This is a genomic window from Streptomyces sp. NRRL WC-3605 (assembly GCF_001509795.1).
Classification (GTDB): Bacteria; Actinomycetota; Actinomycetes; order Streptomycetales; family Streptomycetaceae; genus Streptomyces; species Streptomyces viridochromogenes.
Genome location: NZ_LLZN01000091.1, coordinates 246,611 through 273,193, shown reverse-complemented (window position 1 = coordinate 273,193; position 26,583 = coordinate 246,611). Strand labels below are relative to the sequence as shown.

Sequence of the window (26,583 nt, the reverse complement as noted above, 5' to 3'; positions counted from 1 at the left end):
CCGATGCCTCACATGGACCGCACCGCATCCGCCTCGCTCGCCTCCCTGTGGGGCGAGGTCTCCGGTACCCAGACCGACCCGGACCTGTGGGTGGTGATCGCCACCCTGGTGGCGGCGCTCGCCGTGGTCGTCCCGCCCGGACTGTGGCGGCTGTCGCGCAACGCCATCACCATCGCCCACGAGGGCGGGCACGGACTGGTCGCCCTGCTGACCGGCCGGACGCTGACCGGGATACGGCTGCACTCCGACACCAGCGGCCTGACCGTCAGCCGCGGCAAGCCGTACGGCCTCGGGATGATCCTCACGGCGGCCGCGGGCTACACGGCCCCGCCGCTGCTGGGGCTCGGCGGGGCCGCGCTGCTGTCGGCCGGGCGCATCACGCTGTTGCTGTGGCTGGCGACGCTGCTGCTGCTGGCGATGCTGGTGATGATCCGCAACGCCTACGGGGCGCTCACGGTGTTCCTCACGGGCGGCACCTTCGTGGTCGTCTCGTGGCTCACGGGACCGCAGGTGCAGGCGGCGTTCGCGTACGCGGTGGTGTGGTTCCTCCTGGTGGGTGGTGTCCGGCCGGCCTTCGAGCTGCAGGCGAAGCGCTCGCACGGCGGGGCCGGCGACTCGGACGCGGACCAGCTGTCGCGGCTCACCCATGTACCGGCGGGGCTGTGGCTGTTCCTGTTCCACGCGGTGTCGCTGTGCGCGCTCCTCGGCGGGGGCCGGTGGCTGCTGGACCTGTGAGCCCCTGAGGCGCCCAGGTCACGGGGCGGTGCCGCGCGGCATGACCGGGCCCACGGCGCGGCACCGGCGGGACCGCCTGCTTATAAAGTGGGGCCATGGCCCCGAACGACGCATCCACCGCCCTCTGGCCCGCCCCGCACGCGAGCGGAGCCGTCGACGCGACGGTCCACGTGCCGGGGTCCAAGTCGGTCACCAACCGCGCCCTCGTCCTCGCCGCCCTGGCCAGCGAGCCGGGCTGGCTGCGCCGTCCGCTGCGCTCCCGCGACACCCTGCTGATGGCCGGCGCGCTGCGCACGATGGGCGTCGGCATCGAGGAGGGCGTGGGTCCCGAGGGCACCGGCGAGGCGTGGCGGGTGCTGCCGGCGGGGCTGCGCGGCCCGGCCACGGTCGACGTGGGCAACGCCGGCACGGTGATGCGCTTCCTGCCCCCGGTGGCCGCGCTGGCCGACGGCCCGGTCCGCTTCGACGGCGACGCACGGTCGTACGAGCGTCCGCTGCACGGGGTGATCGACGCGCTGCGCGTCCTCGGCGCCCGGATCGACGACGACGGCCGGGGCGCGCTGCCGCTGACGGTGCACGGCGGGGGTGCGCTTGAGGGCGGCGTGGTGGAGATCGACGCCTCGTCGTCGTCCCAGTTCGTGTCGGCGCTGCTGCTGTCGGGTCCGCGGTTCAACCAGGGCGTCGAGGTCCGGCACACCGGTTCCACGCTGCCGTCGATGCCGCACATCCGGATGACCGTCGACATGCTGCGCGCGGTCGGTGCCCAGGTGGACACCCCGGAGTCGGGCGGCGAGCCGAACGTGTGGCGGGTCACGCCGGGCGCGCTGCTCGGCCGCGATCTGACCGTCGAGCCGGACCTGTCCAACGCCCAGCCGTTCCTCGCGGCGGCGCTGGTGACCGGCGGCAAGATCCTGATCCCGGACTGGCCGGCCCGCACCACGCAGCCCGGCGACCGGCTGCGGGAGATCTTCACCGAGATGGGCGGCTCCTGCGAACTCACCGAGTACGGGCTGGTGTTCACCGGTTCGGGCGCGATCCACGGCATCGACGTGGACCTCGGCGAGGTCGGCGAGCTCACCCCGGGCATCGCGGCGGTCGCGGCCCTCGCGGACTCCCCCTCCACCCTGCGCGGGGTGGCGCATCTGCGGCTGCACGAGACGGACCGGCTGGCCGCGCTCACCAAGGAGATCAACGAACTCGGCGGCGACGTCACCGAGACCGCCGACGGCCTGCACATCCGCCCGCGTCCGCTGCACGGCGGCGTCTTCCACACCTACGAGGACCACCGCATGGCGACGGCCGGCGCGGTCATCGGCCTCGCGGTCGAGGGCGTACGCATCGAGAACGTGGCGACGACGGCGAAGACCCTGCCGGACTTCCCCGATCTGTGGACCGGGATGCTCGGGGCGTAGGGCTCGGGGACACAGCGATGCGCCGCTACGGCAAGCACACCGACGAGGACGACATCCGCACGCGCCCCGGCCGTCGGAACACCAGGCCCCGCACCAACATCCGGCCCAAGCACGAGGACGCCGCCGAGGGCATGGTCCTCACCGTCGACCGGGGCCGGCTGACCTGCCTCGTGGAGGACCGGGTCGTCCTGGCGATGAAGGCACGCGAACTGGGCCGCAAGGCCGCGGTGGTCGGTGACCGGGTGGCCCTCGTCGGCGATCTCTCCGGCAAGAAGGACACCCTCGCGCGGATCGTGCGCATCGAGGAGCGCACCTCGGTGCTGCGCCGTACCGCCGACGACGACGATCCGTTCGAGCGGGTCGTGGTGGCCAACGCCGACCAGCTCGCGATCGTCACCGCCCTCGCCGACCCCGAGCCGCGTCCCAGGCTGATCGACCGCTGCCTGGTGGCGGCGTTCGACGGCGGTCTGGAGCCGCTGCTGGTGCTGACGAAGTCCGATCTCGCGTCGCCGGACGAACTGCTGGAGCTGTACGGCGCGTTGGACATCCCGTACGTCGTCACCAACCGCGAGGAGCTGACCGACGGGGCGGCGGCGGACCGGGTGCGCGAGCATCTGGACGGCAGGGTCACGGCGTTCGTGGGCCACTCCGGCGTCGGCAAGACGACGCTGGTGAACGCGCTGGTGCCGGAGGACCGCCGGCGGTCGACCGGGCACGTCAACGCGGTGACCGGGCGCGGCCGGCACACCACGACGTCGGCGCTCGCGCTGCCGCTGGGCGGCGCGGACGGCTGGGTGGTGGACACCCCGGGCGTCCGGTCGTTCGGCCTCGCCCACATCGACCCCTCCCGCGTGATCCACGCGTTCCCCGATCTGGAGCCGGGCACCGAGGGCTGTCCCCGCGCGTGCAGTCACGACGAGCCCGACTGCGCGCTGGACGCGTGGGTGGCGGAGGGGCACGCCGATCCCGCGCGGCTCTACTCCCTGCGGCGGCTGCTGGCGACGCGGGAGCGCACGGAGGGCGACTGACCTCCGCGTTGTTTGTCCCCGCACGAGTCTGGTAAGGGCATAATCGCACCGAGCGAGCTGCAAGCCTGGCCAAAGGCTGACGATTCTGACGAAGCGGTCACCGAAACACGGCGTACGGGAGGACAGCACATGGCGTGGCTGCTGGTCATCGTGGCGGGGCTGCTCGAAACCGGATTCGCCGTCTGCCTCAAACTGTCGCACGGCTTCTCGCGGCTGTGGCCGACCGTCGCCTTCTGCATCTTCGCGCTGGGCAGCTTCGGCCTGCTGACGATGTCCCTGCGGAAGCTGGACGTGGGTCCCGCGTACGCGGTGTGGACGGGCATCGGGGCGGCGGGCACCGCGATCTACGGGATGGTCTTCCTCGGCGACATCGTCTCGACGCTGAAGATCGTGTCGATCTCCCTGGTCATCCTGGGAGTGGTCGGCCTCCAGCTGTCCGGTTCGGCCCACTAGGGGGTGCCTTGTCGATCGGGCGGGAACCCGGCCTGATCGACAAGACACCCCCTAGGGCCGCGCTCAGTCCGTCAACTGACGGTCCAACGCCTCCCGTACGAGATCGGCGACACCGTCCTCGCCGGGCGGCGGGGCGGCGACACAGGACAGGGCGAGCCGCAGGGCGAGTTCACAGCAGTGCGCGAGGCCGACCCGGTCCGGCGGGGCGGCCCCGGACGCGGCGAGCACCGAGACGGCCCGGTCGCGCACCATGACCACGAAGTCGCCCGGCGCGGGCAGCGGCCCGTCGGCCCTGCGCTGGGCGGGCACGGCCGAGGAGGACGGCACGGCGGACAGCGTCGGCGACGGCAGCCGCTCGCTCCAGCAACCGGTGAGCAGGGAGCGGACCAGGGCGTTGTCGCGGGCGAGGCGCGCGGTCCACTCGGCGGTGGCGGTCAGGCGGCCCCGGACGTCGCCGGGGGTGGCGAGGGCGCGTTCGACGCCCGCAAGATAGGTGTCGGCCTCCCTGCGGACCAGCGCGCGGGCGAGCCCTTCCTTGCTGCCGAACTCGTTGTAGAGCGTCTGCCGGGACACCCCGGCCGTCGCGGCCACGTCGACCATCCGCACGGCTGACCACGGCCGGCGCGCCAGCGCCGAGTGGGCGGCGTCGAGCAGTGAATCCCGCGCTGCAGGCATCATCGCCTCCTGGGGCGAGCGGCTTAGCGCCCAGATTTGACGGGTGCGGGGGCACTGTCAAGGGTTCGCGAAGGCGTACGGGGTGCCCTTCGGCCGGGTGTTCGGAGCCGGGACCGGGCGCCGGTCGCGCGAGCGACGGGATGCGCGCGGGGGTGTGGTGGCCCCACCCCGATCACGACAGATACGGTTCGTTCCATGCCGGACTACCTCGACGATCTCCGCCTCGCCCACGTCCTCGCGGACGCCGCCGACGCCGCCACCATGGCCCGCTTCAAGGCGCTCGACCTCAAGGTCGAGACCAAGCCGGACATGACGCCGGTGAGCGAGGCCGACCGGGCGGCCGAGGAGCTGATCCGGGGGCAGCTGCAGCGGGCCCGCCCGAGAGACGCGATCCACGGCGAGGAGTACGGCGTCGAGGGCACCGGCCCCCGCCGCTGGGTGATCGACCCGATCGACGGCACCAAGAACTACATCCGGGGCGTCCCCGTGTGGGCCACGCTCATCTCGCTGATGGAGGCGGGCGAGGGCGGCTTCCAGCCGGTCGTCGGGGTCGTGTCCGCGCCCGCGCTCGGGCGGCGCTGGTGGGCCGCCCAGGGGTACGGGGCGTTCAGCGGGCGCAGCCTCTCCGCCGCGACCCGGCTGCACGTCTCGCGCGTCTCGAAGCTGGCGGACGCGTCGTTCGCGTACTCCTCGCTCAGCGGCTGGGAGGAGCAGGGGCGTCTCGACGGCTTCCTGGACCTGACCCGCGAGGTGTGGCGCACGCGCGCGTACGGCGACTTCTGGCCGTACATGATGGTCGCCGAGGGTGCGGTGGACCTGTGCGCCGAACCCGAGCTGTCCCTCTGGGACATGGCCGCCACCGCCATCGTCGTGACGGAGGCGGGCGGCACGTTCACCGGGCTCGACGGCCGTCCCGGCCCGCACAGCGGCAACGCCGCGGCCTCGAACGGACTGCTGCACGACGAACTCCTGAGCTACCTCAACGGCCGCTACTGACCGCCCTCTTGTTGACCTCCCCTTTGCCTGTCACTCTGGGGATCCCCCACTTGTGAACTTGTGCATTGCCGACTGGCGCGTCCGGCGCCGGGCAGGAGCGGCGGTGCGGGGGCACTTCAGGAGGTGGCTCCATCCATGCTCGTACGAGACGCCATGAGCACCGTGGTCCTCACCATCGGCCCCACCCACACCCTTCGTCAGGCAGCCGCGTTGATGTCCACCCGCCGGGTGGGCGCGGCCGTCGTCCATGATCCCGACGCGGGCGGTATCGGCATCCTGACCGAACGCGACATCCTCAACTCCGTCGGTCTCGGGGAGAGTCCGGACGCCGAGCGGGTCCAGGACCACACCACCGACGACGTCGTCTTCGCCACGCCGTCCTGGACCCTGGAGGAGGCCGCCCGCGCCATGGCGCACGGCGGTTTCCGCCATCTGATCGTGCTGGAGGGCGACGAGCCCGTGGGCGTGGTCTCGGTCCGGGACGTCATCCGCTGCTGGGCCCCGGCCCGGCAGCAGGTGCCGGCCTGAGACACCGGACGGGCCGGGCTCCCCGCGGGAACCCGGCCCGTCCGTCCGGCAGGCGGTCCAGTGCCGGTGGTCAGCCGCGCAGCTCCCGCACGGCGGCCTCCAGCCGCTTGCCGAAGTCCTCGTCGGCCTGCCGGAAGTTGTTGATCGCGCGCTCGGCGATGTCGTCGCGCGTGACCCCGGAGACGGCGTTCGCCAGGTTCTTCACCAGGCGCTCCTTCTCGTCCTCCGACATCAGCCGGTAGAGGTTGCCCGCCTGCACGAAGTCGTTGTCCTCGGCGTGGACCGGCGTGACCGTCTCGCCGGTGACGCCGGAGACGGCGACGGGCTGCCACAGCGGGCGGTCCGTCTGGAACGGGCCGCCGAAGCTGTTCGGCTCGTAGTTCTTCCCGCCCTTGTGGCGGCCGTCGTACAGATGGCCGTCACGGGAGTGGGTGCGCGCCTCGGTGGCGTGCGGGCGGTTCACCGGCAGGTGGTCGGCGTTGATGCCGACGCGGTAGCGGTGGGCGTCGCCGTACGCGAAGAGACGGCCCTGGAGCATCTTGTCCGGGGAGGGACCGATGCCCGGCACGAAGTGGGCAGGGCTGAAGATCGACTGCTCGACCTCGGCGAAGATGTTCTCCGGGTTGCGGTTGAGCTCCAGCTTGCCGAACTCGATCAGCGGGTAGTCCGCGTGCGGCCAGACCTTGGTCAGGTCGAACGGGTTGAAGCGGTAGGTCGCCGCCTCGGCCACCGGCATGACCTGGACGGACACGGTCCAGGACGGGTACTCGCCGCGCTCGATGGCCTCGCGCAGGTCCCGCTGGTGAGAGTCGGGGTCCTTGCCCGCGAGGATCTCGGCTTCCTCGGCGGTCAGGTTCTTGATGCCCTGGTCCGTCTTGAAGTGGTACTTGACCCAGAAGGCCTCGCCGGCCTCGTTGGTCCACTGGTAGGTGTGCGAGCCGAAGCCGTCCATGTGGCGGTAGGACGCCGGGATGCCGCGGTCGCCGAACAGCCAGGTCACCTGGTGGGTCGACTCGGGCGACAGGCCCCAGAAGTCGAAGACGTTGTCCGCCTCCTGCGAACCGGTGTACGGGTCGCGCTTCTGGGTGTGGATGAAGTCGGGGAACTTGATCGCGTCCCGGATGAAGAACACCGGGGTGTTGTTGCCGACGAGGTCGTAGTTGCCCTCCTCGGTGTAGAACTTCACCGCGAAACCGCGCGGGTCACGTACCGCGTCGGGGGCGCCGAGGTTGCCCGCGACCGTGGAGAAGCGCAGGAAGGTCTCGGTCTCCTTGCCCACCTCGGACAGGAACTTCGCCCGGGTGTACCGCGTGACGTCGGCGGTCACGGTGAACGTGCCGTAGGCGCCGGCGCCGCGTGCGTGCACCACCCGCTCCGGGATGCGCTCGCGGTTGAAGTGGGCCAGCTTCTCCAGCAGGAGCTGGTCCTGGACGAGCACCGGGCCGCCGATCCCCGCGGTCTCGCTGTTCTGGTTGTCGGCCACCGGAGCTCCGGCCTCCGTCGTGAGCGGTCCCTGGGTCACGTACGCCTCCTGCGTGGTTCCGTATGACTCCGACCATTCCTGTCCCTTGGCCAAAGTCCTCACCGATCCTACAATGGACATTGTCTAAGTCAAGTGACGCTCCAAAGTCACATCTGTTCAGAACCTGGTCCTGGTGCTGTTAAGGTGTCCTCCATGAGTGACCTTCTGGAACGGCTGCGTGGACGCGGATGGCGCATGACCGCTCAGCGGCGCGTCGTGGCCGAGGTCCTCGCCGGTGAGCACGTCCATCTGACGGCCGACGAGGTGCACGCCCGAGCTGTCGCGAAGCTGCCCGAGATCTCCCGCGCCACCGTCTACAACACGCTGGGTGAGCTGGTCTCCCTCGGCGAGGTGATCGAGGTCTCCACCGACAAGCGCGCCAAGCGGTACGACCCGAACGCACACCAGCCGCACCACCACTTGGTGTGCGCCCAGTGCGGCACGATCCGGGACGTCCACCCCACGGGGAACCCGATGGCCGACCTTCCCGACTCCGAGCGCTTCGGCTTCTCGGTCTCCGAGGTCGAGGTCACGTACCGGGGCGTCTGCCCGAACTGCTCGAAGGCCTGATCACTTCGAAGGCCTGATCACACTTCGTCGAAGCCCCGGCGCCTCTGAGGTGCCGGGGCTTCGCCCTGCCCGGCGACTGCGGGATACGACGACGGAAACACCAAGGGCCGGAATCCTGAGGATTCCGGCCCTTGGCCTTGAGTAGCGGGGACAGGATTTGAACCTGCGACCTCTGGGTTATGAGCCCAGCGAGCTACCGAGCTGCTCCACCCCGCGTCGGTGAAATGAACACTACGTCAAGGACGCGGACAGAGGCAAATCACTTCAGGCAGCTCAGGCCGACAGCTCCTCGCGCAGAGCGTCCCGCAGCCGCGCCGCGCGCTGCGCGACCTCCTTCGGCCCGAGGGTCACCGCGCGGTCGGCCCACCGCTGGCCCTCCGCCAGCTCGCCGCGACGCGCGTAGACCAGGGCGAGGCGCAAGGCCGACCGCCCGTGCCCGGCGTCGGCCGCACGGGTCCACCACACGGCGGCCTCGGGCTCGCTGCCCTCCCTGGCCAGCAGCAGGCCGAGGTTGAACGCGCCGTTGCGCGAGCCGGCCTCGGCGGCCCTGCGGTACCACTCGGCCGCCTCCACGACGTCACCCCGTGCCGCGGCCAGCATGCCCACCCGGACCTGGGCGCGCCGGTGACCCTGGGTCGCCGCCCGCTCGTACCACTCCTCGCACTCGGTCTTCTCGTGGACGATCTCCCCGAGCTCGTGCGCGGGCTCCGGCGGGCGCCGCGCGTCGAGCAGGGTCGCCAGCCGGTACGCGGCCTCGGCGCTGCCGGCCCCGGCCGCGCACCGCAGATGCCGCTCGGCCGCGAACTCGTCGCCGTCCCGCAGACGCGCGATGCCGACCTGGAGCGCCGCCTCCGAGTGCCCGGCGGCGGCCGCGCGCTCGTACCAGCGCAGCGCGGCCTCCTCCTCGCCGCGCCCGGCGTGCAGGATGCCCAGGTTGAACGCGGCGTCCACGCTCCCGGCCTCGGCGGCCTTGGAGAACCAGGGCTCGGCGCCCGCCGCGTCCCCGACCTGCAGCAGCAGGATGGCCAGCGCGTTCGCCGCCTCCCGGTGCCCGGCGTAGGCGGCCCGGCGGTACCACTGCTCGGCCTGCGCGGTGCGCTTCTGCTCGGCGCAGAGCAGCCCGAGGTTGTAGGCGCCGTTCACGTCACCGGCGTCCATGGCGGCCCGGTACCAGCGCTCGGCGGTCTGCGTCTCCCCCCGCTCGGCGTGCAGCGCACCCAGCGCGTTGGCCGCGTTGCCGTCGCCGTCCTGGGCGGCACGCAGCCACCACACGGCGGCGCTCTCGCTGTCCCCGGCGTCGCGCAGCAGGAAGCCCAGCGCGCAGGCGGCCCTCGCCTCGCCGTCCTTGGCGGACGTCAGGTACCAGCGCCCGGCCTCCTTGAGCTCTCCCCGCCGCTCGAGGATGGCCCCGAGGTGCAGGGCGGCCCGGCGGTGCCCGCGCGCGGCGGCCTGCCGGTACCACTGCTCGGCCTCCTCCGCCGCCGCCTCGTCCGCGGCGACACCGTTGTCCGGCCCGTCCAGGTCCGTACGGCCGGCCTGCCGGTCGAGCGCGCGGGCCAGCCGGTACGCCGCCTCCCGGTGGCCGCGCTCGGCGGCCGCCCGCATCCAGCGCTCGGCGCCGGGGTCGCTGCGGTGCTCCAGCAGATCGGCGAGTGCGTACGCGCCGAGCGCGTGGCCCTGCTCGGCGGACTGCCGCAGCCAGTACTCGGCGGCGGGCTCGTCACCGCGCTCGCGGTGATGCCGGCCGAGCGCGTGCGCGGCGGCGGCCGATCCGGCGACCGCGGCGATCCGCCACCAGCCGGCGGCCTCATCGGCGTAGCCGCGCTGGTGCAGCAGCACGCCCAGGTTGTTGGCCGCGGCCCGGTCGCCCGCGGCGGTGGCCGCGCGCAGTTGCGGCTCGGCCCCGTCGAGGTCGCCGCGGCGCAGCAGCATGGCCCCGAGGACGCTCATGGCCTCGACCTCACCGCTCTGCGCGGCGAGCCGGTGGCGCGCCTCCTCGGCGGCCTCCCCCGCCTCGTCGGCGTCCACGGGACGGACCGGAACCGGGGTGTCGTCGGGCTGCACCAGGTCACTCATCGACTGCGAGGCGTCCTCCGTCGGCTGCACGGAATCGCCCACCGACCGTACAAAGTCGGCAGGCTGCGCAAACCGCCCTGTCTCCAACAGAGTTGCCTTGTCCCCCATAACGTCCATCGTCGCACCACCTGCAACCTGGGTACACCTGGTATACCGCAGCCAGTGAGGTCACTACAGCGTTTTGTCGACATGCCCACAGAGAGACAAGTCAAACACAAGAGGCCCAACTCCCCACGGCGGCGCGTCCATCCCGCTGCCCGGCACATGCGTTCGCACACCACAAAGGCCCGGATCCATGAGGATCCGGGCCTTCGGTGTCGAGCGAACGAATCGCCGACTTCAGTAGCGGGGACAGGATTTGAACCTGCGACCTCTGGGTTATGAGCCCAGCGAGCTACCGAGCTGCTCCACCCCGCGCCGTTGTGTTGCAACCGTACCACGGCGCGGGGTGGGCCCTTCGACCAGCCGAGCTGCCCTACGTACCGGTAGGACTGCTGCTCGGCTCGGGACTCTTGCTCGGCTTGGCGCTCGCGCCGCCGTCACCGGCACCGCTCGCGCCCTTGTCCGCGGCGTCCTGGGCGTCCTCGGCCCGCCGCAGCGCGTCCTGCAGGTCCTTCTGCGCCTTGCCGTACGCCTCCCAGTCGCCCTTCTTCAGAGCGTCCTGGCCGGCGTCGAACGCCTTCTGGGCGTCGTTCAACGCGTCCTGGACCGTCGGGTCGCTGGACTTCGGCGGCGGCTTCGTCCCGCCGTCGTCGCCCTCGTCCGGCGGCTCGGTGGTCGGGCCCTCGGCTCCGAAGATCTTGTTCAGCGCCTCGTCGAGGGTGTCCTCGAACGCGGTGGCGCCGCCGTAGGACACCAGCACCTTGCGCAGCAGTGGGTACTTCAGCCCGCCACCCCGGACGTAGACCGGCTCCACGTAGAGCAGTCCGCCGTCGAGCGGGACCGCCAGCAGGTTGCCGTACTCGACCTCCGAGTCGCCGCCTCTCAGCAGCCTGATCGTCTCGGCGATGTTCTGCTCGGAGTTGAACTGGCTCTGCACCTGGCTGGGGCCGTTGACCGTGGTGTTGGTCGGCAGTTTCAGAATTCTGATCTTGCCGTAGTCATTCGTCCCCGCCTCGGCGTCGACGGCCATGAACGCGCTGAGGTTGTCCCTGCCGTTGGGCGTGAACGTCGTCGTCAGCGAGAACGCCTGCGCCTGCTGGTCGGGCATCTTCATGCTCAGGTAGTACGGCGGCACCGCGCTGCCCGACTTGTTGGTCGGGTCGTCCGGCACCTGCCAGACCTCGCTGCCGCTGAGGAACGTCGTCGCGTCCTTCACGTGGTAGCGGGTGAGCAGCTCGCGCTGGACCTTGAACAGGTCCTGCGGGTAGCGGAGATGGTCCATCAGCCCGCTGGAGATCTCGCTCTTGGCCTTCACCGTGCCGGGGAACGCCTTCATCCAGGTCTTCAGGACGGGGTCCTTGGTGTCCCACTGGAAGAGCTTGACCTCACCGGTGTAGGCGTCGACCGTCGCCTTCACCGAGTTTCGGATGTAGTTGACCTGGTTCTGCTGGGCCACCACCGCGCGGTTGTCGTTGGTGGCGGTCAGCGAGTCGGCCGTGGTGTCGCCCAGGGTCGTGCGCGAGGAGTACGGGTAGCCGTTCGTCGTCGTGTACGCGTCGACGATCCACTGGATCCGTCCGTCCACGACCGCCGGGTAGGCGTCGCCGTCGATGGTCAGCCACGGGGCGACCGCCTCGACGCGCTCCTTGGGCGTGCGGTTGTACAGGATGCGCGAGCCGTCGCCGATCGCGCCGGAGTACAGGATCTGCGGCTCGCCGAACGCCACGGCGTACGCGGCCCGGTTGACCGGGTTGGAGAGGCTGACCCCGCTGTCGCCCTTGTAGCTGTAGGTCTTCTCACCGCTGTCGTCGGAGTAGTCGATCTCCTTCTGGGGACCGCCGACGATCGAGTACATCGTGGTCTTCTCGCCGTAGTAGACCCGCTGCTCGTACGTCCCGAGGTCGCCCTGGGACGGCAGGTCGGACTCGGTGAACTCCGGACGGCCCTGGGAGTCTGCGCTGGTGCCCTCGGCGGCGACGGCGCCGTAGCCGTGGGTGTACCGGAAGTGGTCGTTGATCCAGTTGCGCTTCGGGATGCCGTTGAGGTTGATCTCGCGCAGACCGATGACCGTGTCCTGGTCCTTGCCGTCCTTGCTGTACCGGTCGACGTCCAGGTTCGTCGGGAACGCGTAGTAGTTCCTGATCTGCTGGAGCTGCTGGAACGTCGGCGAGACGATGTTCGGGTCCATGATGCGGATGCTCGCCGTGGGGCCGACGTCGTCGCGCAGCTTCGTCTTGTCGTCGGTCTGGCTGGTGCCCGGGTACTCGGTCACCTTCGTGCCGTCGATGCCGTAGGCCTCGCGCGTCGCCTTCAAATTCTTCTCGACGTACGGCGCTTCCTTGGCCTGCTCGTTCGGCTGGACCTGGAACTTCTGCACGATCGCCGGGTACAGGCCGCCGATGAGGATCGCGGACAGCACCATCAGGCCGAAGCCGATCACGGGCAGCTGCCAGGTGCGCCGCCACAGGGTGGCGAAGAACAGCAGGGCGCAGATGACGGCGATGCAGAACAGGATCGTCTTCGCCGGCAGATAGGCGTTGGCGTCGACGTACCGCAGACCGGTCCAGTTGTCGGTGGCCTTGAAGTCACTGGACTTCACGGCCAGGCCGTACCGGTCGAGCCAGTAGGCGACGGCCTTCAGCGTGACGAAGATGCCGAGGAGGACCGACAGGTGCCCGGTGGCGGCGGCCGTGGCGCGCGCGCCGGGGCTGGTGATGCGCAGCCCGCCGTACAGGTAGTGGGTGAGCGCGGCGGCGATCACGGAGAGGATCACGGCGGCGAAGCCGAAGCCGAGCAGGAACCGGTACCAGGGCAGGTCGAAGGCGTAGAAGCCGACGTCGAGGTGGAACTGAGGGTCCTTCTCGCCGAAGGGCACGCCGTTGACCCACATCAGCCAGGTCCGCCACTGGCTGGAGGCGGAGGCGCCGGCGATCAGGCCGACCAGTGCCGTGATGGCGATCAGCAGCCACTTCTTGTAGGGCGCGATGCCCATGCGGTAGCGGTCGAGGTTCTGCTGCTCCATCGACATCGCGCTCAGCGGCGGGCGCAGCCGGTGGGCCAGCCAGATGTTGAAGCCGACCGCGAGGGCCATCAGCAGGCCGAAGACGAAGAACAGCCCGATCTTCGTCCACAGCGTCGTCGTGAAGACCGACGAGTAGTTCACCGACCGGTACCAGAGCCAGTCCGTCCAGAACCCCGCGAACATGGTGAAGGCCATGCCGAGGACGGCGAGGACGCCCAATGTCAGGAGCAGGGTCCGGACCCGCCGGGACGGGCGGCCCACTCTCATCCGTGGCCCGGTCGGGCCTCCGCCGCGGTCCGGCATCTGGAAAGCCAAGGTTTCGCACCCCGAAGTTCGCTGTTGGTCTGGGTCAGGCCCGCGTCTTCGTGGACCCTCTGTGGCCCCCCGTGATCGTGGGCCCACACCTATGCAACTTACTCACGCTTTACTCGGTTCCCGATTCCGGCCGGGAACGAGGCAGGATTGTGACCATGTCCAACACTCCCATGGCAGCCAACCCGCTGACCCGGGCCGTTCTCGAGATCGACGAGTACGCCTCCGGACTCGGCTGGGACCAGCCCGCCCGCCTCTTCGCCCTCGTCGACACCGCACGGCTGCGAGCCCAGGAACCCGGCCTCGCCGCCCAGCTCGGCCTGGGGGACGAGCAGGAGTCCACCGGCCTGACCCCGATCGAGCAGGACGAACTTCCAACGGGCAAGCAGCTCGACGAGTTCCTGGGCACGATCGCCTGGCCCGACGCCGTGTCCGGCTGCGCCCTCACCGTGGAGCGCCTGATGCTGCCCCCGTCCGCCGAGGCGCAGGTGCCGCAGGGCCTGAGCGACTCCGAGCTGACCCGGTGGGTGGCCGAGCACCCGGAGCGCCAGGAGGTCCGTATGACCGTGGCCGTCCTGCGTGACGGCAGCCGTGAGTCGGCGCTGCGGCTGCGGGAGAAGGACACCCCCACGGAGGTCCTGACCGGCCCCGAGCTGGTGCCCGGCCTGGCACAGGCGCTGGCGGCGACGTTCGAGGACTGAGGACTGCGGCGACGACCGCGGGGGCGCCCCTCAGGTGAGGGGCGCCCCCGCGGTCGTGCGTGCCGGGCGGGTCAGCTGCCGGTGGTGCACTTCGGCAGGGCGGCCGTGTCGCCGGAGCGGATGTCCTTCAGGGCGCCGAGCGCGTCGTCGATGGTGTCGACCTTGACCAGGGTGAGCCCGTCGGGGACGTCCCTGGCGGCGGTGGCGCAGTTGTCGGCGGGGGTGAGGAAGTACTGGGCGCCCTTGTCGCGCGCGCCCACGGTCTTCATCTCGATGCCGCCGATGGGCCCGACCTTGCCCGCGTCGTCGATGGTGCCGGTGCCGGCGACGAACTTCCCGCCGGTGAGGCTGCCCGGTGTGAGCTTGTCGTAGAGACCGAGGGCGAACATCAGTCCCGCGCTGGGGCCGCCGACGTCGGCGAGCTTGATGTCGATGTCGAACGGGAAGGTGTGGTCGGTCCCGGCGGAGATCCCGACGATGGCGCGCTTGGCGCCGCTGTCGTGGGACTCGGCGGTGGTGATCGTCACCTTCTCGGTGCCCTGCGGCGACCGGCGCTCCTTCTCCGCGGCGGCCTGCTCCTTGGCGGGGACGATCGTGAAGACGACCTTCTGGCCCGGCTTGTGCTTGGTCACCAGCTCGGCGACGTCCCCGGGCTTCTTGACGGCGGTGCCGTCCACGGCCTTGATGACGTCACCGGCGTGCAGCTCGCCCTCGGCCGGGCTGCCCTTGACGACGGTCGACACGATCACCCAGCTCCGCACCGGGATGTCCAGCGCCTCCAGGGCGGCGACCTTCGCGCTCTCCTGGGACTGGCTGAACTCCTCGGCGTTCTCCTGGGTGGACTCCTCCTCCGTCTTGCCGTCCGGGTAGAGGGTGTCGTGCGGCACGACCTTGTTGTCGTGCGCGAGCCAGCCGTAGACGGCCTCGACGAGGTTCATCCGGTAGTCGGCGCTCGTGACCCGGACGGTGGTCATGTTGAGGTGGCCGGTCGTCGGGTACGTCTTGCGCCCGGTGATCTGCAGCACCGGCTCGCCGTCGTGCTCCCCCAGGGTGTTGACCGTGGGGCCCGGGGACATCTCGGCATACGGCACGCGGATGAAGACTCCCGCGCACAGGAGCGCGATCAGCATCAGGGTGGAGGCGAGCATCGTCGCGGTGCGGCGTGGCATGGCACGACAGTACGTGACAGTCCTGTCAGAGCCCCGTCAGGGCCGGGATCCGAACCACGCGGGCGTCTCGAGGCGCGGACGGATCAGGTCCGGGACGGGGGCTTCTCCATGGCCGCGCGGAAGCGGGCGTACCCGTCGAGCTCCGGCCCGTCGCCGCGGGTCCTGCGGGTCCTGTTGGCCCAGCTCCCCCACAGCCCCGCGCCGACCGCGGCCCCGAGCGGAATCAGCAACCAGGCGAGCGCCGTCATGCGCGCCTCCCGTCCCCACAGAGCGAACCGCAACTGACTGATCAGCAGATTAACCGCTGGCACTGACAACGCTCATGCCAGGGGTGCGGTTACGCAAGCCGGGTGAGGCGGACGGGTTCCCCAGGGCTTTCCGGCAGGTCAGCAGGCGCCGACCCACTCCTCGGTGCCGTCGGAGAACTTCTGGTGCTTCCAGATCGGCACCTCGTGCTTGAGGTCGTCGATCAGCTTCCGGCACGCCTCGAACGCCTCGCCGCGGTGGGGGCAGGAGACGGCGACGACGACGGCGAGGTCACCGACCGCGAGGTCGCCGACGCGGTGCACGGCGGCGAGCGCCCGCACCGGGTACTCGGCGACGACCTTCTCGGCGATCCGCCGCATCTCGGCCTCGGCGCTGGGATGGCAGGAGTACGTGAGCGCGTCGACGTCGGCGCCGCCGTCGTGGTTGCGCACGGTGCCCACGAAGAGCGCGGTCCCCCCGGAGGCGTCGTCCCCGACGGCCTGGAAGACCTCGTCCACGGAGAGGGCCGTCTCACGGATGCCGATGAGCTTGACCGGGTCCTGAGCGCCCTGCTCGCCGGGGTGATCACTGGTAGGTGCCATGTCCCCATCGTGCCCCACGCGCGCGAGGGCGGGGAATAGCGTCATCGCCCGGCACACGCGTGTGCGGCTTTGGAGCCTCCTACAGACGACACGCGCGGACGACACGCGCGGACGGCAGCGCGAACGACACGCCCGGACGGCGCGCGGCCGTGGCGCGCGGTCAGATCCGGCGGCGGGCCTTGCGGGCCCTGCGGACCACCGCCGCGGCGCCCAGCAGCGCCACCGTCGCGCCCGCGGCACCGGCGGCCGTCGCGTCCTTGCGGCCCAGGCGCCGTCCGGCGACGGTGTGCCGCCCGGAGACCTCCTCCAGCAGCTCCGCGAGGACCTCCTCGTTGGTCCACTGCGGCCGCCATCCCGCGTCGTGCAGCCGGCTCCCGCTGACCACCCACGGGTACATCGTGTACGCGAGGTCGCCGGCCGGGGAGGGCGTCAGGCCGATGCGGTGCAGCCGCGCCGCCGCGCCGAGGGCCACCGCGGACGGCAGTTCCATGCGCCGGATGCCGCTGAGCTCCTCGACCTCCTCCTGCTCCAGCCATCCGTCGCAGCCGACGGCCAGTTCCCCGTCGACCTTCTCCAGGACGGCGTACTCCAGCGCGCCGCACAGGTCCTCGACATGGCAGAACTGCCAGGCGGGCCGGGACCCGGCGACCACGAGCAGCCGGGGCGACTCGAAGTACCTGGTCAGGGCGGTGTCGGTGCCGCCGACGAGGATGGCGGGGCGCACGACGGTGACGTTGAGGCCGGGGTGGGCGCGGGGGGCGCGGCGCGCCAGGCGCTCGATCTCCAGCAGGTCGCCGACGCCGGTGGCCTCGGCGGTCGCCCGCAGCTCGGCGTCCTCGGACAGCGGCAGCTCGTTGTCGGGCAGGGCGCCGTAGACCATGGCGGAGGTGCACAGCACCACCCGGTGCACCCCGGCGGCCGCGGCGGCCGTCAGGACGGTCTGGGTCCCCCGAACGTTGTAGGCGGTCCGCGCGGCGGAATCCGTCTCCAGATCGAGGTCGAGCGCCAGGTGCACGACGACGTCGGCGCCGCGCAGCTTGTCCGCGATCGCCGGGTCGCGCACGTCCAGGATGTGCCACTGCGCCGCCGCGCACTCGCCTCGCCGCTCGTCGATGGCGATGACCTGCTTGACCTCCTCGGAGGCGGCGAGCCGCTCCGTGAGCAGGGCGCCGACGCCTGACGCGGCACCGGTGACCGCGACGACGGGACCGCGCACACCGCGCGCGGGAGGGGTTGACGGGTTTCGCGCTGCGCGAACCTGCGGATCGGGGGAACTCACCGGGCGTCTCCAGCGGTTGTCTTCAGTACGAGCGTGAGTGACGCGTACGTACCAGGTGGCATCCATCCTGCCGCAGGCCGAGAGTCGGCGAAGCACCGAGGCCCGATCGGTCACAGGTGTCTACGCTGGGTGGTGTTATCGGGCAGTCGTGCCGCCGGCGCCAGCCGGTGGCCTTACCAGCCGAGGAACCCCGTGAGTGACACCCCATTCGGATTCGGCCTTCCGCCGGAGGAGCCGGACGACGGCGACGAGGGCAAGAAGAAGGACCAGGAGAGCGGTGGTGGTCAGGGACCGTCCAACCCGTTCGGCTTCGGGCTGCCCGGCGCCGGAGGCTTTGGCAGCCCGGGCGCCGACAATCCGTTCGCAGCCATGTTCGGTTCGCTGAGCCCCAACGATCTGGGCGCCGCCTTCCAGCAGCTCGGCCAGATGCTCTCCTACGAGGGCGGCCCGGTGAACTGGGACATGGCCAAGCAGATCGCCCGCCAGACGGTCTCCCAGGGCACGGCGGACGGCACCAAGGACGCGAGCGTCGGCCCGGCCGACCGCAGCGCCGTCCAGGAGGCGGTGCGCCTGGCCGACCTGTGGCTCGACGACGCGACGTCGCTGCCGTCGGGCGCGGGCACCGCCGTCGCCTGGAGCCGCGCGGAGTGGGTCGAGGCGACCCTCCCCGCGTGGCAGGAGCTGGTCGACCCGGTGGCCGAGCGGGTCGGCGCCGCCATGGGCGACGTCCTGCCGGAGGAGATGCAGGCCATGGCCGGCCCGCTGATCGGCATGATGCGCTCGATGGGCGGCGCCATGTTCGGCACGCAGATCGGGCAGGCCGTGGGCGTGCTCGCGGGCGAGGTCGTCGGCTCCACCGACATCGGCCTGCCACTCGGCCCGGCCGGGAAGGCCGCGCTCCTCCCGGTCAACATCGAGACGTTCGGCAAGGACCTCGGTGTGCCGAAGGAGGAGGTGCGGCTGTACCTGGCGCTGCGCGAGGCCGCCCATCAGCGGCTCTTCGCCCATGTGCCGTGGCTGCGCTCCCACCTGTTCGGCGCCGTCGACGGCTACGCGCGCGGGATCAAGGTCGACACCGCCAAGCTGGAGGACGTCGTCGGCCAGTTCGACCCGCAGAACCCCGAGCAGCTGCAGGACGCCCTCCAGCAGGGCATGTTCCAGCCGGAGGACACCCCGGAGCAGAAGGCCGCCCTGGCCCGTCTGGAGACGGCTCTGGCGCTGGTCGAGGGCTGGGTGGACGCCGTGGTGCACGCGGCCGCGAAGCCCCGTCTGTCGTCCGCGGACGCGCTGCGCGAGACGCTGCGCCGCCGCCGGGCCTCGGGCGGTCCGGCCGAGCAGACGTTCGCCACGCTGATCGGGCTGGAGCTGCGGCCGCGCCGGCTGCGCGACGCCTCCCGGCTGTGGGCCTCGCTCACGGACGCGCGCGGTGTCGACGGCAGGGACGCCCTGTGGCACCACCCGGACATGCTGCCGACGGCCAGTGACCTGGACGACCCGGACGGCTTCGTGCACCGCGAGCAGATCGATTTCTCCGAGCTCGACAAGATGCTCGGCGAGGCGGCGAGCGGCGGCTCCACCGGCAAGCCGGACCTGAGCAAGGGCGACGGGAACTCCGGCGACTCCGAGGCCGGCGAGGACCGCAAGAAGGACGACGACAGCGAGTGAGCCTGTACGACGACGCGGTCCTGGTGCTCAAGGGGTACGAGGACCAGACCGACCTGCGCCAGGTCTACCTCGACCATCTCGCGGCGCACCCCGACGGCCTGTGGAAGTCCTGCTCGGACGGCCACATCACGGCGAGCGCCCTGGTGGTCGACCCGGCCCGTGAGCGCGTGCTGCTGACGCTGCACAGGAAGCTGCGGATGTGGCTGCAGATGGGCGGCCACTGCGAGCCGGGCGACGCGACGCTGGCGGCGGCTGCCCTGCGCGAGGCCTCCGAGGAGTCCGGCGTCACCGGTCTGACCCTGCTGCCGGGCGGCCCGGTGCGCCTCGACCGCCATCCCATCCCGGCGCCCTGCAACTGGCACCTGGACGTGCAGTACGCCGTCCTCGCGCCCCCGGACGCCGAGCACGCGATCAGCGACGAGTCCCTCGACGTGCGCTGGTTCGGCTACGCCGAGGTGGCGGACGTGGCGGACGAGTCGGTCGTACGACTGCTGCGGGCGACCCGCGAACGGCTGTGAGCGCATGAGCGGGAACGGGTGAGGGGCGACCACCCTCGGTGGTCGCCCCTCACCCGTTCCTGCCCGTCCGTCAGCTCCAGACGTTGCCCTGGTTCTGACCGCGGGCACCCTGCTGGCCCATGCCGTACTGGGCGGCGAGGCCCGAGCCGATCTGGGCGTTCTGCGGGGGCAGCAGCTCGCTGGGCTGGACCAGTGCGAAGCCGGTGCCCATGAAGCTGAGCTCCCAGCCCTCACCGGTGCTGGCGCGGCGCCGCCACACCCCGGAGGAGTGCGTCTGCGCCTGCATCTGCACCCGCAGACCGGTGGACCAGGCCACGATCGCGTCCGCGTCGCAGTTGACGTACTTGTCGGGCGTCACCTGCATCATCAGCGGCATGCCGGAGGTCATCAGGGCGACCTTGCCGCGGCCGGTGATGTTGAGCTGGTACTTCCCGGAGCCGGAGATGCCGTAGAGGCTGTCCACGGCGATCACCTCGTGGTGCAGCGAGGAGTCCATCGCCAGCACGTAGCTGCTGTCGACGGTCAGCCCGTCCTGGTCGACGTCGACCAGGTGGACGTGCTGCTTGAGGTTGGCGAAGTAGACGACGCCCTGTCCGTGGCAGCGCATGAGGTCCAGGCCCTCACCGGTGCGGGCACGCGCGCGTGACTGCTGGTTGCTCTGGAACTCGGCGTCGAACTCGACGAGTCCCTGGTAGGCGACCATCGTGCCCTTACGGGCCAGGACGTCGTCGTGCCCCTCCAGGGCGACGCGGAGCATCTGCTTGTTCTGCAGGCTCCAGCGGTCCTGGGTCTGCTGGTCGTTGTAGGCGAAAATCGGGCTCTGCATGGCGTTCTCTGCTCCCCCTCAGCCCCGGACCCGGAGGCGGTCGGTACTGTCCTCGCTCGGCTGGACGACGACGATGCCCTGGCCGGAGAAGGCCATCTGGTAGGCCTCGCCGCTGCCCCGGCCGATCAGGGACTGCGCCTTGAAGCTGCGCTTGCCCTTCACCTTGAGGTTCGGCGACCATGCGACGAGCGCGTCGGGGTCGACGTACGTCTCGTCCTCGCCGCCGCCGCAGTCGACGACGATCGGCTTGCCCCGGGAGGTCAGCGCGACCCAGCCCTGCCCGGAGATCTTGGTGTTCCACAGGCCCTGCCCGGCGAACTTCGCCAGGCCCTTCACCCGCTCGACGCCCCACGTCAGATGGGCGTCGAAGGCGAGGAGGTTGGTGGCGTTGACGGAGATGCCGTCGCCGTTGAGGTTGATCACGACGACGTTGGCGCCGTAGTCGGCGAGGTAGAGCAGGCCGTCGCCGGAGCACTTCATCAGCGGCGCGCCCTCACCGGTGAGCCAGTCCTTGGCGATCTGGCGGACGGCGGGCGGGTTGGGCTCGTACTGGACGAAGCCCTCGTAGGCGACCATCGAGCCCACGCGCGCCATGAGGTCGTGCCCGGTCTGCATGGCGACCTTGACCATGTGGTTGCCGTGGTTCTCCATGCGGGCGGTGACGGGTGCGGGGGCGTAGCCCGCGAGCGGCTGGTTCATGACGGGCTCCCTCAGATCTCGTACGGCTGGACGACGACGAAGCTGCCGGGCGCGGCCCGGAACTGGAGGTTCACGCTCTCGCCGGTGTCGCCCGGGTAGGCGTTGCGGCGCATGCGCACCTGGCTGGAGACGACGACCTGCGCGGCGGCCGACCACGCGACCACGGCGTTGCAGTCGGCGAACGTCGTGGGCGTGACGGGCAGCACCACGGGGGTGCCGTGCGTCTTGACGACGATCGTGCCGGTGCCGGTGAACTGCATCGTGAACAGCGCGCCGCCGGGGATGCCGTGCCCCTCGATCCGGCGGACCTCGTACTGCAGGGACTCGTCGAAGGCGAGGACGTTCTCCGCGGAGACGCAGATGCCGTCGCCCTGGAGTTCGATGGGGTGCAGCATCGTGGAGTCCTCGGCGAGGAACACCTGGCCCTGGCCGGTGCAGCGCATGAGCTGCATCTCCTGGCCGGTCGCGTTGCCCACGATCCGGCCGGTGAATCCGGCGCCCTTGTAGCTGAAGTCGACCTTGCCCTGGTACAGCACCATGCTGCCCTGGCGGGCCAGCACCGGCTGGCCGCCGATGCCGAGGTCGACGCGGACCAGCTTCTTGTTCTGCTGTGTCCAGCGCTGACCGGTCGGCGTCTCCTTGAACTGCTGGAGCGCGGCGGCGACACCGGGTGCCTGGGGCGCGCCCGGCGGGGCGCCGTGCGGGATCTGCCCGGGGATCTGGCCGGGCATCTGCCCGGGGGCCTGCCCGTACGGGGGCTGCTGGCCGTAGCCCGGGGGCGGGGCCGGCTGGCCGTATCCGGGCGGCGGGGCCGGGGCCTGGGGTGCCTGCGGTGCGGCCGGCGCCTGGGGGTAGCCGTAGCCGGGAGGCGGCGGCGCGGTGGGCTGGCCGTAGGGCGCGGGCGCCGGGGCGGGCGGCGGCGGGGCGGCGCCGGGCGGCGTCATGGGCGCGACGATCGTCGGCTGGGCGTGCACCGACGGGGCCGGGCCGGGAGGCGGAGGCGTGGCACCCGGCGGGGGCGCGAAGCCCTGTGCGGCCGGGGCCGGGGCGGGAGGGGCCATGGGCTGCGGGGCGGGGGCCGGCGCGGGCGCCCCCGCGGGGGCACCGAACGCGGGCGGGGCCGCGGCCTGGGCGGGCGGCGCGAAGCTGGGCGCGCCGGCACCGGCCTGGGGCTGCGGCGGGGCCGCGGCGGGGGTCTCCTCCTCCGCCACCTCACCGCCGAAGTTCCTGAGCAGCGCCTCGAGACCGCCGTCGAAGCCCTGTCCCACGGCGGCGAACCGCCAGACGTCCTTCAGGTAGAAGTCACCCAGCATCACGGCGCGCTCGGTGGTGAACTCCGAGCCGCTGAAGGCGTACCGGGCCACCTCCTCGCCGCCCGCGACGATGCGGAGGTAGCCGGGGCCGATCTGCGACATCTGACCGGCGCCGTCGAGCGTCGCCGTGAACGACAGCTTCTGGATCTGCGGGGGGATCTTGTCGAGCGTGACCCGGAACGACTCGGTGTCGCCGGCCTGCGCGCCGAGGAGCTGGATGCTCTCCTCGGGGGACTTCGGCTGGTTGAAGAAGACGAAGTAACGGTCGTCGGAGAGCCGTTCGTCGGCGTCGAGACCGAAGCAGCTGATGTCGAAGGTCAGCCCTGGGCCACCGATCTGTACGCCTACGTACAGATCCGTGCCCGCCGTGAGGTCACTGATCCTGGCCTTGTGGCCGCGTTGGAATTCCCTGGCCATGCGTAACGACCGTCCCCCATCCCGAAGTGAGTGCGTCGCGACAGGCTAACGGCAAACTCGGACATCGGACGAAGCCGGTACAGACCCGGTACACAACTTCCGCGAAGGAAGCGGAGGCACCGTCTCCGGACACCGTGGGCGGGAGCGGTCACTCGCCCCGGGCGGCGGGAAGATGCGGCAGACGCTCGGCGGCGACGACGCCTTCGAGGTATCCCTTGGCCCGCTCGGTGCGGGGATACGCCTCCAGCAGCCGCCAGAAGCGCGGCCCGTGGCCGGGGACGAGGAGGTGCGCCAGCTCGTGCAGGAGGACGTAGTCCACGACGTACTCGGGCATGCCCTGCAACCGGTGCGATAGCCGGATGCTGCCCTCGGCGGGGGTGCACGAACCCCAGCGGGTGTTCTGGTTGGTGACCCAGCGGACCGAGTCCGGCCGGGCCCGGCCGCCCAGATACTGCTCCGACAACCGGTCGGCCCGCGAGGACAGTTCGGCGTCGCCGAGGACCTTCTTGCTCTCCTGGGCGGCCAGCTTGTCGAGCATGACGCGCACCCAGCGCTGCTCCTCCGCCTCGGACATCCGGGCGGGGATGAGCACGATGGTGCGATCGCCCTCGCGGTACGCCGACACCGTCCGGCGGCGCCGGGCGCTCCTGCGGACCTCGATCGCGTTCGCCCCCGAGCCGCTCACGGGCGGGCTGGTCGTACCGCGCTGTGGCGTTCCGGCGCGGTGCAGTGGGTCGGCGGACACGCCCCGACGTTACCCGTTGCCCCGGGGGGAAGTCCCGACTCCGGGACGGTTCGATTCCGATCCCTCGCCCCGGTGTCTGATTTGTACGACGAATATCCACTGCCTGTGGACAACTTTCCGCACCGATCGCCGCGTCAGGGCATGCTGACTGTCGTCGGGGAGGCCATGACCGGGCTCCCCCGGCGCACGGGGACGCACCACGACGACGGCTACGGGGGCCTGTTCATGCACGCTGCAGCTTCGACCGAGACCGACACCGGTGACACCACTGACACCCGTTTCGACACTAGTGCGGCGATTTCGACTTTTTCGCCCGGGAGTTCGGTGGAGGCGGAGACAGAGTCGGAGGCGGAGGTGCACCGGGAGGCCGGTGCGGGGCTTCCACGGGCGCCTTTGCTGAAGCCCGCGTTGCGTCGGGGCTGGCGGGACCTCAATACGGTGCAGTTCGGGATGACTCCGGCGCACGCGCTGACGCTGGGTCCGATGGACACGGCGACGGGCAGCTTCCTCGACCTGCTGAACGGCACCCGGGGGCCGGAGCTGCTGCGCGAGGAGGGCCGGCGGATGGACCTGCCCGTCGGGCATGTCGACGGACTGCTTCGACGGCTCACGCGCGCCGGCCTGCTCGACGACGCCCGGGGCGGCGGGCCAGGGGGCGACTGGCTGCGGCGCAGGAAGGCGGTCCTGGACCGGCTGCGCCCCGATCTGGCCTCACTGTCCCTGACCACCTCCGAGCCGGGTGAGGCGATCGGCCGGCTCGCCGCCCGCCGCTCCGCGCGGGTGCAGGTGCGCGGTGCGGGCCGGGTCGGCGCCGTGCTCGCCTCGCTGCTGGCGGCGGCCGGGGTCGGCGAGGTGGACGTGCGCGACATCGGGCGGGTCGAGCCGTGGGACGTGACGCCGGGCGGGCTGCCCGCCGAGACGGTCGGTGACCGCCGGGACGACGCCGCCCGCCGGATCGCACGCCGCCACGCACCGGACCGCCCACCGCGCCGCGACACCCGCTCCCCTCGCGGACAGGACGCCCACGGCCACTCGCTGGTGATCATCGCTCCGCGCGACGACGTCGGCGTGCACGCCCCGTCCCCGTCCGCCGCGGAACCGCTGATCGACTCCGGCACGCCCCATCTGTACGTCGGCGTGGTGGAGGGCACCGGCGTGGTCGGCCCTCTCGTCCTGCCGGGCGAGACGGCCTGCGCCGGATGCCTGGACGCGGACCGCACCGACCGGGACCCCGTCTGGCCCCGCCTCGTGACCCAGTGGCGGTCGGGCCGGGGGCGGGCCCGGCCCGTGCCGCCCTGCGACGTCGCGCTCGCGACCACGGTCGCCGGACTGGCCGCGGCGCACGCCCTGGCCTTCCTCGACGGCCGGATCCCGTCCACGGCGGGCGCACGATGGGAGGTGTCACTACCCGGTCTGACCTGGCACGCCCGCCCGGTGTGGGCGCATCGTGCCTGCCCGTGCGGTGCGGCGGACAAAGGCGAGGAGGAACACCCCTCCGCCGACGAGGGGTCGCACGAGACAATGGCGGAGGAACGGCCGTCGAAGAAGCCACGCCGCGAGGCGGACACCGCACGGCCGGCTCGGATCTGGAGGGCGCATGTCTGATCTTCCGCGCAAGGCGGTCACACGCACCGCCAAGCTCGCCGCGCTGCCGCTCGGCTTCGCCGGGCGGGCTACCTGGGGACTCGGCAAGCGGATCGTCGGTGAGTCCGCGGAGATCGTCGGCCGCGAACTGCAGCAGCGGACCGCCGAGCAGCTGTTCAAGGTCCTCGGCGAGCTCAAGGGCGGCGCGATGAAGTTCGGGCAGGCCCTGTCCGTCTTCGAGTCGGCCCTGCCCGAGGAGGTCGCCGGACCGTACCGGGCGGCGCTCACCAAGCTGCAGGAGGCCGCGCCGCCGATGCCGACGCGCACCGTGCACGCGGTCCTGTCGGAACGGCTCGGCGAGGACTGGCACGACCTGTTCCTGGAGTTCGAGGACAAGCCGGCCGCCGCCGCGTCGATCGGCCAGGTGCACCGGGCGGTGTGGCACGACGGCCGTGAGGTCGCGGTCAAGGTGCAGTACCCCGGAGCCGGGGAGGCCCTGCTCTCCGACCTGAACCAGCTGAGCCGGTTCGCCCGGCTGCTGGGCCCCCTGATCCCGGGCATGGACATCAAGCCGCTGATCGCGGAGCTGAGGGACCGCGTCTCCGAGGAGCTGGACTACGGCCTGGAGGCGCAGGCGCAGCAGGCCCACGCGGAGGAGTTCGCGGACGACCCGGACGTCGTCGTGCCGGCGGTCGTCCACCAGAGCGATGAGGTCCTGATCACGGAATGGATGGACGGGGTGCCGCTCTCGGAGGTGATCTCCGACGGCACCGAGGAGCAGCGCGACCGCGCCGGTCAGCTCCTGGCCCGGTTCCTCTTCTCCGGACCGGCCCGCACCGGCCTGCTGCACGCCGACCCCCACCCGGGGAACTTCCGTCTGCTGCCGGGCGGCCCGGAGGGCGAGGACGACTGGCGGCTGGGCGTGCTGGACTTCGGCACCGTCGACCGGCTCCCCGGTGGCCTGCCGACGCCCATCGGGGAGTCCCTGCGGATGACGCTGGACGGCGACGCGGACGCGGTCTACGAGATGCTGTGCGCCGAGGGTTTCGTCAAGGAGACGATCGACCTGGAGCCCGACGCCGTCATGGACTACCTGCTGCCGATCATCGAACCGGCCCAGGTCGAGGAGTTCACGTTCTCACGCGGCTGGATGCGCAGTCAGGCCGCCCGGGTGGCCGACCCCCGCTCGCCCGCCTACCAGCTGGGCAAGCGGCTCAATCTGCCCCCTGCCTATCTCCTCATCCACCGGGTGACGCTGAGCACCATCGGCGTGCTGTGCCAGCTCGGTGCGACGGTGCGGCTGCGTCAGGAACTGGAGGAGTGGCTGCCGGGGTTCGCGCCGGAGGACCTGACGGACGAGGAGGACTCGGCGGCGGAGGCCTGAGCGG

The 26,583-nt window shown here is 71.5% G+C and carries 24 protein-coding genes and 2 tRNA genes; 12 read left to right on the top strand and 14 right to left on the bottom strand.

The window, feature by feature from the left end; all coding sequences use genetic code 11:
- Positions 1-12: 12 nt before the first annotated feature.
- The 4 genes from ADL34_RS29915 to ADL34_RS29900 all read left to right on the top strand — a co-directional run bounded on the left by ADL34_RS29915 (position 13) and on the right by ADL34_RS29900 (position 3,628).
- Positions 13-735 carry a M50 family metallopeptidase gene (locus ADL34_RS29915; RefSeq protein ID WP_062674002.1) on the top strand — a complete coding sequence of 241 codons (723 nt, stop codon included), beginning with the start codon at positions 13-15 and terminating at the stop codon, positions 733-735.
- A gap of 95 nt (positions 736-830) precedes the next feature.
- The gene (aroA, locus tag ADL34_RS29910; protein WP_062674000.1) at positions 831-2,147 is read left to right on the top strand and encodes a 3-phosphoshikimate 1-carboxyvinyltransferase; all 1,317 of its coding nucleotides are present in this window, start codon (positions 831-833) and stop codon (positions 2,145-2,147) included.
- A 17-nt stretch (positions 2,148-2,164) separates the two neighbouring features.
- The gene (gene rsgA / locus ADL34_RS29905; protein ID WP_062673999.1) at positions 2,165-3,175 is read left to right on the top strand and encodes a ribosome small subunit-dependent GTPase A; all 1,011 of its coding nucleotides are present in this window, start codon (positions 2,165-2,167) and stop codon (positions 3,173-3,175) included.
- A gap of 129 nt (positions 3,176-3,304) precedes the next feature.
- Positions 3,305-3,628, top strand: a complete 324-nt coding sequence (locus tag ADL34_RS29900; protein ID WP_062673997.1) for a DMT family transporter — start codon at positions 3,305-3,307, stop codon at positions 3,626-3,628.
- Positions 3,629-3,691: 63 nt separating this feature from the next.
- Here ADL34_RS29900 and ADL34_RS29895 read toward each other — a convergent pair whose 3' ends face one another.
- Complete coding sequence (locus tag ADL34_RS29895; RefSeq protein WP_420714281.1) at positions 3,692-4,306, bottom strand: TetR/AcrR family transcriptional regulator; 615 nt, start codon at positions 4,304-4,306, stop codon at positions 3,692-3,694.
- A 192-nt stretch (positions 4,307-4,498) separates the two neighbouring features.
- Between ADL34_RS29895 and hisN the strand changes: the two genes are divergently transcribed.
- On the top strand, positions 4,499-5,299 hold the full coding sequence (gene hisN / locus ADL34_RS29890; RefSeq protein ID WP_062673995.1) for a histidinol-phosphatase: 801 nt from the start codon (positions 4,499-4,501) through the stop codon (positions 5,297-5,299).
- 135 nt (positions 5,300-5,434) lie between these two features.
- Positions 5,435-5,827, top strand: a complete 393-nt coding sequence (locus tag ADL34_RS29885) for a cyclic nucleotide-binding/CBS domain-containing protein (RefSeq protein ID WP_062673993.1) — start codon at positions 5,435-5,437, stop codon at positions 5,825-5,827.
- 70 nt (positions 5,828-5,897) lie between these two features.
- On the opposite strand, the gene ADL34_RS29880 is transcribed toward ADL34_RS29885, so the two are convergent.
- Positions 5,898-7,349 (bottom strand): catalase, encoded by a 1,452-nt coding sequence (locus ADL34_RS29880; RefSeq protein WP_062673992.1) that lies wholly within the window; start codon positions 7,347-7,349, stop codon positions 5,898-5,900.
- Between the two features lie 153 nt (positions 7,350-7,502).
- On the opposite strand from ADL34_RS29880, the gene ADL34_RS29875 reads away from it, so the two are divergent.
- Positions 7,503-7,919: a Fur family transcriptional regulator gene (locus tag ADL34_RS29875; RefSeq protein ID WP_062673990.1), complete on the top strand. Its 417-nt coding sequence runs from the start codon at positions 7,503-7,505 to the stop codon at positions 7,917-7,919.
- A gap of 142 nt (positions 7,920-8,061) precedes the next feature.
- Here the strand turns inward: ADL34_RS29875 and ADL34_RS29870 are convergent.
- The 4 genes from ADL34_RS29870 to ADL34_RS29855 all read right to left on the bottom strand — a co-directional run bounded on the left by ADL34_RS29870 (position 8,062) and on the right by ADL34_RS29855 (position 13,422).
- Positions 8,062-8,135 (bottom strand) — tRNA-Met (locus ADL34_RS29870).
- Between the two features lie 57 nt (positions 8,136-8,192).
- Complete coding sequence (locus ADL34_RS29865) at positions 8,193-9,995, bottom strand: tetratricopeptide repeat protein (RefSeq protein ID WP_063892374.1); 1,803 nt, start codon at positions 9,993-9,995, stop codon at positions 8,193-8,195.
- A gap of 343 nt (positions 9,996-10,338) precedes the next feature.
- A tRNA-Met gene (locus tag ADL34_RS29860) sits at positions 10,339-10,412 on the bottom strand.
- Positions 10,413-10,470: 58 nt separating this feature from the next.
- Positions 10,471-13,422 (bottom strand): UPF0182 family protein, encoded by a 2,952-nt coding sequence (locus ADL34_RS29855; RefSeq protein WP_079034466.1) that lies wholly within the window; start codon positions 13,420-13,422, stop codon positions 10,471-10,473.
- Positions 13,423-13,589: 167 nt separating this feature from the next.
- Between ADL34_RS29855 and ADL34_RS29850 the strand changes: the two genes are divergently transcribed.
- Complete coding sequence (locus ADL34_RS29850; RefSeq protein ID WP_062673984.1) at positions 13,590-14,132, top strand: PPA1309 family protein; 543 nt, start codon at positions 13,590-13,592, stop codon at positions 14,130-14,132.
- Between the two features lie 71 nt (positions 14,133-14,203).
- Here ADL34_RS29850 and ADL34_RS29845 read toward each other — a convergent pair whose 3' ends face one another.
- The 4 genes from ADL34_RS29845 to ADL34_RS29830 all read right to left on the bottom strand — a co-directional run bounded on the left by ADL34_RS29845 (position 14,204) and on the right by ADL34_RS29830 (position 17,428).
- Entirely contained in the window at positions 14,204-15,301 is a 1,098-nt protein-coding gene (locus ADL34_RS29845) for a PDZ domain-containing protein (RefSeq protein WP_062673982.1), read from the bottom strand.
- Positions 15,302-15,384: 83 nt separating this feature from the next.
- The gene (locus ADL34_RS36460) at positions 15,385-15,549 is read right to left on the bottom strand and encodes a hypothetical protein (RefSeq protein ID WP_179199429.1); all 165 of its coding nucleotides are present in this window, start codon (positions 15,547-15,549) and stop codon (positions 15,385-15,387) included.
- Positions 15,550-15,687: 138 nt separating this feature from the next.
- Positions 15,688-16,149, bottom strand: coding sequence for a molybdenum cofactor biosynthesis protein MoaE (locus ADL34_RS29835; RefSeq protein WP_062673978.1), 462 nt, complete (start codon positions 16,147-16,149; stop codon positions 15,688-15,690).
- A 160-nt stretch (positions 16,150-16,309) separates the two neighbouring features.
- A complete protein-coding gene (locus ADL34_RS29830; RefSeq protein WP_079034465.1) occupies positions 16,310-17,428 on the bottom strand; it encodes an SDR family oxidoreductase in 1,119 nt (372 codons plus the stop codon).
- 192 nt (positions 17,429-17,620) lie between these two features.
- Between ADL34_RS29830 and ADL34_RS29825 the strand changes: the two genes are divergently transcribed.
- Together ADL34_RS29825 and ADL34_RS29820 are read left to right on the top strand one after the other, a co-directional pair.
- On the top strand, positions 17,621-19,093 hold the full coding sequence (locus ADL34_RS29825) for a zinc-dependent metalloprotease (protein ID WP_062673975.1): 1,473 nt from the start codon (positions 17,621-17,623) through the stop codon (positions 19,091-19,093).
- Positions 19,090-19,611: an NUDIX hydrolase gene (locus tag ADL34_RS29820; protein ID WP_062673973.1), complete on the top strand. Its 522-nt coding sequence runs from the start codon at positions 19,090-19,092 to the stop codon at positions 19,609-19,611. Before ADL34_RS29825 ends, ADL34_RS29820 begins: the two co-directional genes overlap by 4 nt.
- A gap of 70 nt (positions 19,612-19,681) precedes the next feature.
- On the opposite strand, the gene ADL34_RS29815 is transcribed toward ADL34_RS29820, so the two are convergent.
- The 4 genes from ADL34_RS29815 to ADL34_RS29800 form a co-directional block, all read right to left on the bottom strand.
- Positions 19,682-20,437 (bottom strand): AIM24 family protein, encoded by a 756-nt coding sequence (locus ADL34_RS29815; protein ID WP_062673971.1) that lies wholly within the window; start codon positions 20,435-20,437, stop codon positions 19,682-19,684.
- A gap of 18 nt (positions 20,438-20,455) precedes the next feature.
- Positions 20,456-21,136: an AIM24 family protein gene (locus tag ADL34_RS29810; RefSeq protein WP_062673970.1), complete on the bottom strand. Its 681-nt coding sequence runs from the start codon at positions 21,134-21,136 to the stop codon at positions 20,456-20,458.
- An 11-nt stretch (positions 21,137-21,147) separates the two neighbouring features.
- Entirely contained in the window at positions 21,148-22,866 is a 1,719-nt protein-coding gene (locus ADL34_RS29805) for a TerD family protein (RefSeq protein ID WP_062739831.1), read from the bottom strand.
- A gap of 148 nt (positions 22,867-23,014) precedes the next feature.
- The gene (locus ADL34_RS29800) at positions 23,015-23,611 is read right to left on the bottom strand and encodes a M48 family metallopeptidase (RefSeq protein WP_062668748.1); all 597 of its coding nucleotides are present in this window, start codon (positions 23,609-23,611) and stop codon (positions 23,015-23,017) included.
- Between the two features lie 450 nt (positions 23,612-24,061).
- On the opposite strand from ADL34_RS29800, the gene ADL34_RS29795 reads away from it, so the two are divergent.
- Together ADL34_RS29795 and ADL34_RS29790 are read left to right on the top strand one after the other, a co-directional pair.
- A complete protein-coding gene (locus ADL34_RS29795; RefSeq protein WP_079034206.1) occupies positions 24,062-25,216 on the top strand; it encodes a TOMM precursor leader peptide-binding protein in 1,155 nt (384 codons plus the stop codon).
- Positions 25,209-26,579, top strand: coding sequence for an ABC1 kinase family protein (locus ADL34_RS29790; RefSeq protein WP_062668747.1), 1,371 nt, complete (start codon positions 25,209-25,211; stop codon positions 26,577-26,579). Before ADL34_RS29795 ends, ADL34_RS29790 begins: the two co-directional genes overlap by 8 nt.
- The last annotated feature ends 4 nt before the right edge of the window (positions 26,580-26,583 follow it).